The sequence below is a fragment of the Brevundimonas sp. GW821-FHT12E07 genome (assembly GCF_058807035.1).
Genome location: NZ_JBXAQH010000002.1, coordinates 143,515 through 156,090 on the forward strand (window position 1 = coordinate 143,515; position 12,576 = coordinate 156,090).

General features: G+C 67.8%; 14 protein-coding genes. 11 read left to right on the forward strand and 3 right to left on the reverse strand.

Translation table 11 applies throughout. The features are described 5' to 3' along the window. Positions 1-225: 225 nt before the first annotated feature. Together mazG and AC1ROD_RS08770 are read right to left on the reverse strand one after the other, a co-directional pair. A complete protein-coding gene (gene mazG, locus AC1ROD_RS08765) occupies positions 226-1,020 on the reverse strand; it encodes a nucleoside triphosphate pyrophosphohydrolase (RefSeq protein WP_492947881.1) in 795 nt (264 codons plus the stop codon). Beyond that, positions 1,017-2,411, reverse strand: a complete 1,395-nt coding sequence (locus tag AC1ROD_RS08770) for an MFS transporter (RefSeq protein WP_492947882.1) — start codon at positions 2,409-2,411, stop codon at positions 1,017-1,019. Before AC1ROD_RS08770 ends, mazG begins: the two co-directional genes overlap by 4 nt. A gap of 118 nt (positions 2,412-2,529) precedes the next feature. Between AC1ROD_RS08770 and AC1ROD_RS08775 the strand changes: the two genes are divergently transcribed. The 4 genes from AC1ROD_RS08775 to ygiD are packed head-to-tail and all read left to right on the forward strand — an operon-like array spanning position 2,530 to position 5,292. After that, entirely contained in the window at positions 2,530-3,375 is an 846-nt protein-coding gene (locus AC1ROD_RS08775) for a D-alanyl-D-alanine carboxypeptidase family protein (protein ID WP_492947883.1), read from the forward strand. Continuing rightward, positions 3,372-3,863 (forward strand): hypothetical protein, encoded by a 492-nt coding sequence (locus tag AC1ROD_RS08780; RefSeq protein WP_492947884.1) that lies wholly within the window; start codon positions 3,372-3,374, stop codon positions 3,861-3,863. The genes AC1ROD_RS08775 and AC1ROD_RS08780 overlap by 4 nt, the downstream gene beginning before the upstream one ends. Before the next feature lie 60 nt (positions 3,864-3,923). Further along, a complete protein-coding gene (gene wrbA / locus AC1ROD_RS08785) occupies positions 3,924-4,526 on the forward strand; it encodes an NAD(P)H:quinone oxidoreductase (protein ID WP_492947885.1) in 603 nt (200 codons plus the stop codon). A gap of 4 nt (positions 4,527-4,530) precedes the next feature. Continuing rightward, positions 4,531-5,292 (forward strand): 4,5-DOPA-extradiol-dioxygenase, encoded by a 762-nt coding sequence (ygiD, locus tag AC1ROD_RS08790; protein WP_492947886.1) that lies wholly within the window; start codon positions 4,531-4,533, stop codon positions 5,290-5,292. Between the two features lie 6 nt (positions 5,293-5,298). Here ygiD and AC1ROD_RS08795 read toward each other — a convergent pair whose 3' ends face one another. Next, positions 5,299-6,858 (reverse strand): AMP-binding protein, encoded by a 1,560-nt coding sequence (locus AC1ROD_RS08795; RefSeq protein ID WP_492947887.1) that lies wholly within the window; start codon positions 6,856-6,858, stop codon positions 5,299-5,301. Between the two features lie 182 nt (positions 6,859-7,040). On the opposite strand from AC1ROD_RS08795, the gene lipA reads away from it, so the two are divergent. The 7 genes from lipA (at position 7,041) to eno (ending at position 12,325) form a co-directional block, all read left to right on the forward strand. After that, positions 7,041-8,003, forward strand: coding sequence for a lipoyl synthase (lipA, locus tag AC1ROD_RS08800; RefSeq protein ID WP_492947888.1), 963 nt, complete (start codon positions 7,041-7,043; stop codon positions 8,001-8,003). After that, the gene (locus AC1ROD_RS08805; protein ID WP_492947889.1) at positions 8,000-8,344 is read left to right on the forward strand and encodes a hypothetical protein; all 345 of its coding nucleotides are present in this window, start codon (positions 8,000-8,002) and stop codon (positions 8,342-8,344) included. Before lipA ends, AC1ROD_RS08805 begins: the two co-directional genes overlap by 4 nt. Before the next feature lie 2 nt (positions 8,345-8,346). Then, a complete protein-coding gene (locus AC1ROD_RS08810; protein WP_492947890.1) occupies positions 8,347-8,793 on the forward strand; it encodes a type II toxin-antitoxin system RatA family toxin in 447 nt (148 codons plus the stop codon). Between the two features lie 2 nt (positions 8,794-8,795). Beyond that, positions 8,796-9,914: an NAD(P)/FAD-dependent oxidoreductase gene (locus AC1ROD_RS08815; RefSeq protein WP_492948429.1), complete on the forward strand. Its 1,119-nt coding sequence runs from the start codon at positions 8,796-8,798 to the stop codon at positions 9,912-9,914. Positions 9,915-10,050: 136 nt separating this feature from the next. Continuing rightward, complete coding sequence (rpmF, locus tag AC1ROD_RS08820) at positions 10,051-10,233, forward strand: 50S ribosomal protein L32 (RefSeq protein ID WP_207931837.1); 183 nt, start codon at positions 10,051-10,053, stop codon at positions 10,231-10,233. 114 nt (positions 10,234-10,347) lie between these two features. Beyond that, positions 10,348-10,956, forward strand: a complete 609-nt coding sequence (locus tag AC1ROD_RS08825; RefSeq protein WP_492947891.1) for a hypothetical protein — start codon at positions 10,348-10,350, stop codon at positions 10,954-10,956. 91 nt (positions 10,957-11,047) lie between these two features. Beyond that, a complete protein-coding gene (gene eno, locus AC1ROD_RS08830) occupies positions 11,048-12,325 on the forward strand; it encodes a phosphopyruvate hydratase (protein WP_207931839.1) in 1,278 nt (425 codons plus the stop codon). Positions 12,326-12,576: the final 251 nt, after the last annotated feature.

Here is a 12,576-nt window from a genome sequence, read left to right on the forward strand (position 1 = left end):
CGGACTGGCGCCGATTCCCGCTGTGTTAGACTTCAGGTCTGGTCTTTGACATTCGCGGCGAACCCGCAAGCTCTTTGCACACCGTCTTTTCGCCGACGGATTGGGGTGGGCTTTTCGGGTGCGTAAATTCAAGCAGTTGTCGTCGTCTTCTGAGGCATCACTTACGAATTGCACTTTTTGCACCCACCTCTTTTGAGTGCAAAACGGTGTTCGAATACCCCGCGCCTACGCCTTGGCCGCCCGCTCCACGACCTTGGCCGCGTCCCACAGACCGTCCATCTCGGCGAGGTCGGACTGGTCGGGCGTGCGGCCGTCCTTCGCCAGCTCGGCCTCGATGAAGCCGAAGCGGCGCACGAACTTGGCGTTGGCGCCACGCAGCGCATCCTCGGGCTCGACCCCCAGCTTGCGGGCCAGGTTGGCGACGACGAACAGCAGGTCGCCCATCTCCTCGCGCGCCTTGTCCAGGTCGCCGGCGGCGATCTCGGCCTTCAGCTCGCCGACCTCCTCGTCCAGCTTGTCGAAGACCTCGTCGGTGGAGGGCCAGTCGAAGCCGACCCGCGCCGCCCGTTTGGTCAGCTTGGCCGCGCGGGCTAGGGCGGGCAGGCCCACGGGCACATCGTCCAGCACCCCGTGCTGGGCCTTGGCGGCGCGCTCGGCCGCCTTGATGTCCTCCCAGCGCGCCTTCTGCCCGGCCGCATCGCTCTTGGCCGCTTCATCAGCAAACACATGAGGATGTCGGCGTACCAGCTTGTCTGACATCGCATTTGCGATATCGTCGAAGGCGAACAGCCCGGCTTCCTCGGCCATGCGGGCGTGGAAGACCGTCTGGAACAGCAGGTCGCCCAGCTCGGACTTCAGCTCGGTCATGTCGCCCCGCTCGATGGCGTCGGCGACCTCATAGGCCTCCTCGATCGTATAGGCGGCGATGGTGGCGAAGGTCTGCTCCAGGTCCCACGGACAGCCGCCGTCAGGGTCCCGGAGCTTCGCCATGATGCCCAGCAGGCGTTCGATCGGGGTCATGCGGAAGGCGCCTCGGCGTCGCGGGCTTCCAGCGCCCGACGGATCTCGTCATGCCGCTCGGGCGTCAGGGGATAGCGCCTCAGGATCACCGCCGCCGAGGCGATCAGCAGTGCCGGAACCGCGATGAACAGGACCTGTAGCACCAGCAGCGAGGTCGGGCTGTTGCCCCCGACCGGCGGCTCGGCCTGGAAGCCCACCCAGCCCAGAACGACATAGGGGATCAGGGCGAAGACGTGGCCCAGCTTGGTCGTGGCGCTGAGGATGGAGAACATCAGGGCCGTCCGGTCCACCCCGGTCTCCAGCCGCACCTCGTCGCCCGCATCGGCCATCATGGCCCGCAGCAGGAACAGGCCGGCCGCATAGGGCAGGCCGGCGATGAACATGGCGACCGCCGTCAGGGCGAAGCTGCCGCCGGGCAGCAGGGTCGCGACGACGTACAGGGCCGCGAAGATGGTGCTGGCCACGGCCAGGGCCCGGTGCTTGCCGATCCGCGTGGCCAGCTTCGCCCAGATCGGGGCGCCACACAGGCCGCCGACGAAGTAGAGCAGCATGAAGATCGAGGCCGCCGCCTTGTTGTAGCCCTTCACCTGATCGAAGAAGAAGAACAGCAGGGCCCCGGTGATGCCCGGCGCGACACCCAGCACCACGTCCGAGGCCAGCAGTCGCGCCACTGTCGGGCGTTTGACGATGTCCCAATAGGCCTTGAGGCCGCCGTGGGCGGGCGCCCCCGCATTGACCGGCTCGGGCACGGCGAACAGGGCCAGGCCGATAGTGATCGGCAGGGCGGCGACGATGGCCCAGCCCATGACATGGACCCCGGCGACATAGTCTCCGAGCCCCAGCTGCACCACGGCCGCGGGCAGGATCAGGATGGCGATGACGCCGATGATGTTGAACGCCTGCCACCAGGCATAGACCCGGCTTCGCTGGTCGTACTGGGGCGCGAGCACCGCCGCCCAGCCCAGCTGGCTCAGGGTCCCGATCGAGAAGCCGATATAGAGCACCAGCAGCCAGGCGAAGAGATAGAAGGGCCCGGCGCCCGGCTTGACCATGACGAAGACCATCAGGGCCGCCAGCATCAGCACCGGGGTCGAGGCCGCCATCCACGGGCGATAGCGGCCGAAGCGGGTCCGCGTCCGGTCCATCGCCGCCCCGATCAGCGGGTCCGCGGCGATGTCGAAGGCCCGCACGGCCATGAAGACGAAGCCGACCATGGCGATGTCCAGCCCGACGTGGGTCGCATAGTACTCCGGCAGGGTGACCGGCAGGGCCACCCCGAACGCCGCCAGCGGCAAGCAGACGGTCGAGAAGGCCGCCAGCACCGCATTGGACCGCCGGGGCGCTCCGGCGGCCGGGGGGGCAGGGGAAGCGGAGACGTCGGTCGAGGACATGCGGCGATCCGTGCGGCCGGCCGGAGGATTCGGCCCGTCCCGTTATCGCAGCAATGACGCCGGGCGCAGAAGGCCAATTCCGCTTGCGGCCCGGGCCGTCCTCAGGCTTCCTCGCCGCATGGGTATACGCGCCGCCTTCGCCGCATTCGCCGCCTTCCTGCTGCTGGCCTTCGCGGGCGCGGCGAACGCCCAATCCTGCGACCGGGCAGGGGCCCAGTGGTCGGGGCAGGCCTTCTCCAACGCCATCTCCGTCTATTCGCTGGAGTGGTCGCCGTTCGGTCGGCCGGAGATGGGCTGGGAGACCTATCTGCCCCTCTTGCAGCGTGAACTGCGCACCGACTGCGCTCCCGGCACGGCCGACTTCGCCGCGGCGCTCGCCGCCTTTCAGGGTCGCTACGCCCTGACCCCGACCGGCGTCTTCGACCAGGCGACCTTCACAGTCCTCAAGGGCGTGCTGCAGGAGCGCCGGCCCTTCGTCATGGCCCGGACCCGCGACGAATGCCCCGACCCGCCGCCGCTGAACCAGCTGGGCTATCTCTCGCCGGAGGAGGAGCACGCCGACCGCCTGACCCGCCTCCTGCGCCGCGACACCCTGGACGCCTACCGCGCCATGGCCGCCGCCGCCCGGCGCGAGGTCCCGGCCATCGCCGCCGATCCGGAACTGCTGCAGATCTTCTCGGGCTTCCGCGATCCGGAGGCCGACGCCGCCCGTTGCGCCGCCGAGGCCAACTGCGACGGCGTCCGCCGCGCCGCCTGCTCGCCCCACCGCACGGGCGCCGCCGTCGACCTCTATGTCGGCCATATGGAGGGGATGGGCGTCGACTCGACCGACCCCGCCAGCCGCCTCTACATGACGCGCGGCCCCACCTACCGCTGGCTCGTCGCCAACGCCGCCCGCTTCGGCTTCGTCCCCTACCTCTACGAGCCCTGGCACTGGGAGTATGTCGGGACGCCCCGCGGGTGAAGGTGCGGCCCCTGACGCCCGGCGAACAGGCCCTGGCCCGCTCCGTCTTCGCCGACGCCATCCCGCTGGAGAGCGTGCGGCTGCTGGCCAGCCCGTTCGACCGCGCCTTCGTGCCCGGCGTCTGGTGGGGCAGGGGCTGGATCGTCTGGCCGGGACGCAGCCTGCCCGCCGACATCGCCCTGTCGCCCCTGTCTCTGCAGGCCACCCTGATCCACGAACTGGTCCACGTCTGGCAGGCCCTGAACGGCGTCAACCTGCTGCTGGCCAAGCTGAAGGCGGGCGACAGTGCCGCCGCCTACACCTATCCCCTTGATCCGGCCTGCGGCTGGGACCATCTGAATATCGAGCAGCAGGCGACGGCCGTGGAGCATCGTTTCCGCCTGTCGCGCGGCCAAAAAATGCCTGTGCACGCTGATTTTTATGACCGGCTATGTCCGTTTCCGAAACCGAGCGTTTCGACCTTGAGGCTTGAACCGCGCGCGGGATGAGCTAAATCCGCTACCGACGCTGTTACTGAATTGGCGTCCCTCATTCTCAAGGAGCGCCCCATGGCGAAGGTTCTGGTTCTCTATCATTCCACCTACGGCCATCTCGAGACGATGGCGCAAGCCGTCGCCGAAGGCGCGGGCTCGGTCGAGGGCGTGACCGTCGACATCAAGCGCGTCCCCGAGACCGTGCCGGAAGAGCTGGCCAAGGCCTCGCACTACAAGCTGGACCAGGCGGCCCCGATCGCCACCGTCGACGACCTCAAGAACTATGACGCCATCATCGTCGGCGCCGGCACCCGCTTCGGCACCGTCGCCTCGCAGATGCGCGCCTTCTGGGACCAGACCGGCGGTCTGTGGTTCTCGGGCGGCCTGATCGGCAAGGTCGGCGGCGTCTTCACCTCGACCGCGACCCAGCACGGCGGTCAGGAATCGACCATCCTCGGCTTCATCCCGACCCTGCTGCACCACGGTCTGGTCGTCGTCGGTCTGCCCTATAACTATCAGGAGCAGATGACGCTGGAAGCCATCCACGGCGGCAGCCCCTACGGCGCCACCACCATCACCGGCGGCGACGGCTCGCGTCAGCCTTCGGACATCGACCTCGGCGGCGCCCGCCATCAGGGCAAGCATATCGCCGAGATCGCGAAGAAGCTGCACGGCTAAGGCGATGACCACCCAACCGGCGATCTTCTTCGGCCACGGCTCTCCCATGAATGCGCTCGGCGGCCCCTATACGGCGGCCTGGCGCGAGCTGGGGCAGGCGGTGGGCAAGCCGAAGGGCGTGGTCATGATCTCGGCCCACTGGGAGACCCGTGGGCTGGGCGTGACCGCACAGGCGCGGCCTGAGACCATCCATGACTTCGGCGGCTTCCCGCCGGCGCTGCATGCGGTCCAGTACCCCGCGCCGGGATCGCCGGAACTGGCGGCGCGCGTCGCCGAACTGGCCGGCGCCCTGCCGGTCGAGCAGTGGGGTCTGGATCACGGGACCTGGTCGGTGCTGGTCCATGTCTGGCCCGAGGCCGATGTGCCCGTCGTCCAGCTGTCCCTCAATCGCGACCTGACCGCGCGTCAGCACTATGAGCTGGCCAAGGCGCTCAGGCCGCTGCGGGAGGAGGGGATCGTCATCGCCGGCTCCGGCGATTTCGTCCACAACCTGCGCACCTGGAAGCGGACGGAGGACGACGGCCCCTATCCCTGGGCCGCCAGCTTCAACGAGGCGGTCAAGGCGGCCTTCGTCAGCGGCGATCACGACGCCCTGATCGACTGGGTCCATCTGGCCGAGGACGCCCAGCTCAGCGTCCCCACCGACGAACACTATCTGCCGCTGCTCTATATCGCGGCCCAGCATAAGCCCGGCGAGCCCGTCGCCTTCTTCAACGACGAGATCGTCGGCGGCTCCATCTCGATGACGGGCGTGCGGATCGGTTAGGCGGCCCTACGCCGCCTCGACCATCTTCTGGATCGCCACATAGTCCGTCTTGCCGGTGCCCAGAACCGGGACCTCGGCGACGGTGATGATCTTCTTGGGGATGGCCAGTTCGGGGGCGCCGTGGTCGCGGGCCCATTCCGACAGGCGGGCCGAGGTCGCGGCCGCATTGTCGGTGACCAGCACCAGCTTCTCGCCCTTGCGGCTATCAGGCACTGAGACAACGGCATGACGGTTGTCGGGCCAGACGGCCGAGGCCAGACCCTCGACGGCGGTCAGGGAGACCATCTCGCCGCCGATCTTGGCGAAGCGCTTCACCCGGCCGAGGATGGTGACATAGCCTTCCTCGTCGATGTCGACGATGTCGCCGGTGTCGTGCCAGCCGTCGGCCAGCGGATCCAGCGCCTCAGGGTCCTCCGGCGAGATATAGCCTTCCATGACGTTCGGGCCGCGCAGGTACAGGCGGCCGCCGCCGGTGATGCCCGGCACCTCGTCGATGCGGTATTCGATGCCCGGCAGGATCTGGCCGACCGAGCCCGGCCGGTTGCGGTCCGGGTGGTTCACGGCGACCACGGGCGCGGCCTCGGTCGCCCCATAGCCTTCCAGCAGGGCCACGCCGCCGAACTTGGTGTTGAAGATGTGCCGGGTCTCGTCGCGGACCTTCTCGGCCCCGGCCACGGCGAACTGAAGCGTGGCGAAGTCGTCCGGCTCGGCGACGCGGGCGTACTGGTTCAGGAAGGTGTCGGTCGCGAACAGGATCGAGGCCTTCACCTGCGGGAGCAGGTCGGTGATCTGTTTGGCGTGCAGCGGGGAGGGGTATTCGAACGCCTTCATCCCCTGCAGCAGCGGGAGGATGACCCCGCCCGTCAGGCCGAAGGAGTGGAATGTCGGCAGCGGGTTGAACATCACCCACTCGGGCTTCAGGTCGATGTGCAGCGCCACCTGACGGGCGTTGGCGACCAGATTGGTCTGGCTGAGGACCACGCCCTTGGGCGCGCCGAAGCTGCCGGAGGTGAACAGGACCACGCCCGGCCCGTTCGGGTCGGTCTTCGTGCGGAAACGCCTGGGCGCGATGCCCGCGGCCAGGCCGAAGAGCTTGTCCGGCAGGCCGATGGTGGCGCGGACGTCGTCCAACCAGGTGATCTCGGCGACCTTGCCGAGCGCGTCGGTCAGCTCCTCCAGCTTGGCCTGCTGGATGAAGCGCTTGGCCGAGAGGATGCGTTTGACGCCCGAGGTCGCCAGCGCCGCCTTCAGATTGGCCTCGCCTGCGGTGAAGTTAAGCATCACCGGCACCCGGCCGAAGGCGTGCAGGCCGAAGAAGGTGACGACCACCCCCATCGACGACGGCAGCAGGACGCCGACCCGCTCGCCCGGTTCGGTCATGGCGGCGATCTTGCGGCCCAGCACGAAGGCGGCGCGGATCAGGCCGGTGTAGGTGATGGGCTTGCGGTCCTGGTCCTCCAGGATCTCCTTGTCGCCGAACCGCGCCCGCGCCGCGATCAGGGCGTCGAACAGGGTCTCTTCATAGGCGGCCGGCTTAAGGGCGCTGGAGTTCGGGGCGAACGGCAAGCGGTAATCTCCTCCGGGAAGCTCCACGGCTTCCTCGCATCAGGCGGCGGAACCTAGTGCCCTCGGCGCGGCTTGAAAAGATAAGTTACGTCGCGTGAAGCCGTTCCCGCCTGCGAACGCTGAAACCAGTCGTGCTGGCCGCCTGCCTTGCCTTCCGGGCCCGGAAAGACGAAATACCGGCCATGGTCACCCTGATCGACACCCTGAAGACGTCGCCGTCCGCCCTGCGTCACCCCGAGAAGCAGAACCGCCCGGAATCGGCGGTGCTCAAGAAGCCGGACTGGCTGCGGGTCAAGGCGCCCGGCTCGGGCCAGTACAACGCCACAAAGGACATCGTCCGCTCCAAGGGGCTGGTGACGGTCTGCGAAGAGGCCGCCTGCCCGAACATCGGCGAGTGCTGGAGCCAGAAGCACGCCACCCTGATGATCATGGGCGACACCTGCACGCGGGCCTGCGCCTTCTGCAACGTCAAGACGGGCCTGCCCCAGCCGCTGGATCCGGAAGAGCCGGGCAAGGTCGGCCTGGCCGTTCAGCAGATGGGCCTGAACCACGTGGTGATCACCTCGGTGGACCGCGATGACGTCGCCGACGGCGGCGCCGCCCACTTCGCCGAGGTCGTGCGCCAGATCCGCCTGCAGGCGCCCCAGACGACCATCGAGATCCTGACCCCCGACTTCCTGCGCAAGGACGGGGCGGCCGAGGTGATGATCGATGCGAAGCCCGACGTCTTCAACCACAACCTCGAAACCGTGCCGCGCCTCTATCTGAAGATCCGGCCCGGCGCCCGCTACTTCCACTCCCTGCGCCTGTTGCAGATGGTCAAGGAGCGCGACCCCAACCAGTTCACCAAGTCCGGCATCATGGTCGGTCTGGGCGAGACCAAGGAGGAGGTCATGCAGGTCATGGACGACATGCGCTCCGCCGGCGTCGACTTCATCACCATCGGCCAGTACCTGGCGCCGACCCGCAAGCACGCGGCCATCGAGCGCTTCGTCACGCCGGAAGAGTTCAAGGCCTATGAGGCCATCGCCCGGGCCAAGGGTTTCCTGATGGTGTCCTCGTCGCCCCTGACGCGCTCCTCGCACCACGCCGGCGACGACTTCGCCCGGCTGAAGGCGGCGCGTGAAGGTCAGAACAGGCGTTGAGGGCTGACACCGCCCCGGTCTGGAGCCTTCTGTTCCGGATCGGGCTCTTCGCGGCCTTCGCCGATGTCGCCCTTCTGACGACCCTGGCGGCCGGGCCTCTGCCCTTGAGCGCAAACCCGGTCTGGCTGGCCTATGTCGCCATCGTGGTCGGGATCGCCGTCGTCGCCCTGGTGCTGCGCAGGACCGGTCGGCTTCAGCTGGCGGCCATCGTCATTGCGGCCGAGCTTCTGCCATTGGCATTCTGGTGCGTGCTGTTTATCGGCATGACCAACGGGATCGACGTTCTGGAACGGCTTTCTCTCAATCCGCCGAGCGTCGCCGCTCCCCGACCGACAGACTGAGTTTGGCTCTCCACCGCGTCACCCGCATCCTGCCCTATGAACCCGCCCAGCTCGCCGCGCTGGTGGCGGACGTGCGCGCCTATCCGGACTTCGTGAAGTGGGTCACCTCGATGCGCGTCTGGAACGCGCGCGAGGAGGCGCCGGGCGTGACCCTGCTCGACGCCGAGGCCCAGGTGGGCTTTTCCTTCCTGAAGGAGCGGTTCTCGACCTGGGTGCGCCATGACACCAATCTGCCGCGCGTCGAGGTCGGCCTGATCCGCGGGCCGTTCAAGCATCTGAAGAACCGTTGGGACTTCCATGAGGACCCGGCCGGGACCCGGCTGGAGTTCATGATCGACTTCGCCTTCAGGAGCCCGATCCTGAACGCCATGCTGAACGCCAACTTCGATCTGGCCGTGTCCAAGCTGATCTCCAGCTTCGAGGCCGAGGCCAAACGCAGGTACGGATGACCATGGCCTTCGACTTCGACGCGACCGTGGTAGGGGCAGGGGCCGTGGGTCTGGCCTGTGGACGGGCGCTGGCGAAGCGCGGCCTGACCGTTCTGGTGCTGGAGAAGGAAGGCCATATCGGCCAGGGCGTCTCCTCGCGGAACTCCGAGGTCATCCACGGCGGCCTCTACTATCCGACCGGGTCGCTGAAGGCGCGCTTCTGCGTCGAGGGGCGTCGGGCGCTGTATGCCTTCCTCGAAAGCCACAAGATCGACTACCGCAAATGCGGCAAGCTGGTCGTGGCGACGGAAGAGGGCGAGGTCGCCCATATCGAGGACATCTTCAAACAGGCCACGACCAACGGCGTCGAGGGGCTGGAGCATCTGACCGGGGCCCAGGCGCGGGCCATGGAGCCGGCGCTGAACGCCCATGCGGCCATCCTGTCGCCCGAGAGCGGCCTGTTCGCCAGCCACGACTATATGCTGGCCCTGCAGGGCGAGATCGAGGACGCGGGCGGCTCGGTGGTCCTGTCGACCCCCTTCGAACGCGCCGAGCCCCTGCCGGGCGGGGGCTTCACGATCACGGCGGGCGGGGAGGGTGGAGCCACGCTCACCACCCGCTTCCTGGTCACCGCCCCGGGACTGCAGTCCCAGCACGTCGCCGGCCTGATCGAGGGCTATCCCGCCGACCGCATCCCGGCAGGCCATTTCGGCAAGGGCATCTATTTCCGCCTGACCGGCAAGGCCCCGTTCGACCGGCTGATCTATCCGCCGCCCATCGCGGGGGCGCTGGGCACCCACTACCGCAAGGATCTGGGCGGTCAGGCCGTGTTCGGGCCGGACCTCGTCTATGTCGAGACCGAGGACTATTCGGTCGATCCGGCGAAGGCGGAAGAGTTCGCCCGCTATATCCGCCGCTTCTGGCCCGGCCTGCCCGACGGCGCCCTGACGCCCGACTACGCCGGCATCCGGCCCAAGCTGCACGGCCCCGGCGAGCCCCAGCCCGACTTCCAGCTGCGTGGCGCCGAGGATCACGGCATCGAGGGGCTGATGGCCCTGTTCGGCATCGAAAGCCCCGGCCTGACCAGCTCCCTGGCCATCGGCGAGGCAGTCGCGGAGCGGCTGATCGACCCGGGTTCCTGAGAGGCGAAACTGCCCCTTGAAACTTCGGGCGTGTTCCGGCATAAGCCCCCGCTCGCAGGCGGCTCACCGATGGGCCGCCGCTTCTGTTTTTCGCGTTTCCTCCCCGGAAGCGCCGAGCCCTGAGATTGAGACGGACATGGCTGTTCCGAAGCGCAAAGTATCCCCCTCGCGTCGCAACATGCGCCGCGCCCACGACGCCCTGACCTCGAACGCCTACACCGAGGACAAGGACACGGGCGAGCTGCGCCGCTCGCACCACATCGACCTGAAGACCGGCACCTACCGCGGCCGTCAGGTTCTGACGCCCAAGGAAGACTAGTTCTTTCAGGTGTTTGGCCGCTGATGCGGCTGACCGGGAATTGAACGGCGCGCGATAGCCTCGCGCGCCGTTTTCGTGCGTTACAGTCGGGCTTCGACCTTCGGAGCCCTGCCCATGATTCGCCGCGCCCTCGCCCTGACGACCGTCGCCGTCCTCGCGCCCGTTCTGGTCCTGGCGGCCTGTGACCGGTCAAAGCCCGCAGAGAAGGCCGAGGCGCCCGCCGCCACTGCCCCGGTCGAGACCGCCTCCATCGACCCGAATCTGCTGACCCCCGACGGCATCGGAGCGATTCGCATCGGTCAGAGCATCGGCGAGGTTCAGGCCCTGTCCGGCATGTCCGACACCCCCATCAATGACCCGTCCGGCTGCAACATCTTCCACCCCTCGCGCGCGCCCGCCGGGGTCATGGTCATGGCCGAGCTGGGCCACGTCACCCGGATCAGCCTGCACGAAGGCGCGACAGTGAAGACGGCCAAGGGCTTCGGCGTCGGCTCGGAAGGCTCTGCGATCAAGGCGGCCTACGGCGGCGGCGTGATCGTCCACCCGGCCAAATACGAACCGGCTCCGGCCCAGGACCTCTATGTCTGGGCCAAAGGCGGCTCGACCCAGTATGTCGCCGACCCGGAGGCGCGCGGCGTCCGCTTCGAGGTCGGGACCGACGGCAAGGTGACGGCGGTCCATGCGGGCGGCCCGTCGATCCAGCTGGCCGAAAGCTGCGGCTGATCTGCAACCGGACGCTTGCGGGTTTAAGTTTCGGCGGTCGCGGGCTAAACCCCGAGGCATTCCCGAAATCATCCGCCAGAGCAGCGCCTGAATGACCGACATCGCCGACATCGTCGCCCGCCAGATCCTCGACAGCCGTGGCAATCCGACCGTCGAGGTCGATGTGACCCTGGACGACGGCTCCTTCGGCCGCGCCGCCGTGCCCTCGGGCGCCTCGACCGGCGCCCACGAGGCCGTTGAACTGCGTGACGGCGACAAGGGTCTGTGGGGCGGCAAGGGCGTCCAGAACGCGGTCGACGCCGTCAACGGCGAGATCTTCGACGCCCTGTCAGGCATGGACGCGGAAGACCAGCGCCGCATCGACGAGGCGATGATCGCGCTGGACGGCACCGAGAACAAGGGCCGCCTGGGCGCCAACGCCATCCTCGGCGTCTCGCTCGCCGTCGCCAAGGCCAGCGCCATCTCGGCCGGCCTGCCGCTCTACCGCTACGTCGGCGGCGTCTCGGCCCGCGTCCTGCCCACCCCGATGATGAACATCATCAACGGCGGCATGCATGCCGACAATCCGATCGACATCCAGGAGTTCATGATCCTGCCGACCGGCGCCGAGAGCTTCTCCGAAGCCCTGCGCATGGGTTCGGAGATCTTCCACGCCCTGAAGAAGGCCCTGAAGGACGCCGGTCACAACACCAACGTCGGCGACGAGGGCGGCTTTGCCCCCAACCTGGCCTCGGCCGAGGAAGCCCTGAGCTTCATCACCAAGGCGGGCCAGTCGGCCGGCTATCTGGCCGGTGAGGACTTCCACCTGGGCCTCGACGTCGCCTCGACCGAGTTCTTCAAGAAGGGCAAGTACGAGCTGACCGGCGAGGGCAAGTCCTTCGACGCCGACGGCATGGTGGGCTACCTTGCCGACCTGTGCGAGCGCTTCCCGATCGTCTCGATCGAGGACGGCTGCGCCGAGGACGACTTCGACGGCTGGAAGCTGCTGACCGAGCGCCTGGGCGACCGCATCCAGCTGGTCGGCGACGATCTGTTCGTGACCAACCCGGCCCGTCTGGCCGCCGGCATCGGCGAGGGCCTGGCCAACTCGATCCTGATCAAGGTCAACCAGATCGGCACGCTTTCGGAGACTCTGGATGCGGTCGATATGGCCAATCGCGCCGGCTACACCTCGGTGATGAGCCACCGTTCGGGCGAGACCGAGGACTCGACCATCGCCGACCTGGCCGTCGCCACCAACTGCGGACAGATCAAGACCGGCTCCCTGGCCCGTTCGGACCGCACGGCCAAATACAACCAGCTGCTCCGCATCGAAGAGATGCTGGGCGACCAGGGCGCCTATTACGGCGACGGCATGCTGCTGAAATAAAAGGGGAAGGGGGCAGGCCTCAGGTCTGTCCACCGACCAACGCCGTTCCTCCACAGACCCGCCCGTCGGCAGCCCCGACCGGCGGGTCTGTCTGTATTAGACTGCCTGCATCCCCCACGCGTCCACGGTTCGTCGAATCCCGGTTTCACGGTTGAAACAAAGGTTACGAACTTATGGTCAAGCTACCGTTTGTTAGGCATTTTCGGTGATGTTCGGTCAACTGTACCCACGCTCAGAAGGAGCGTTCGCTT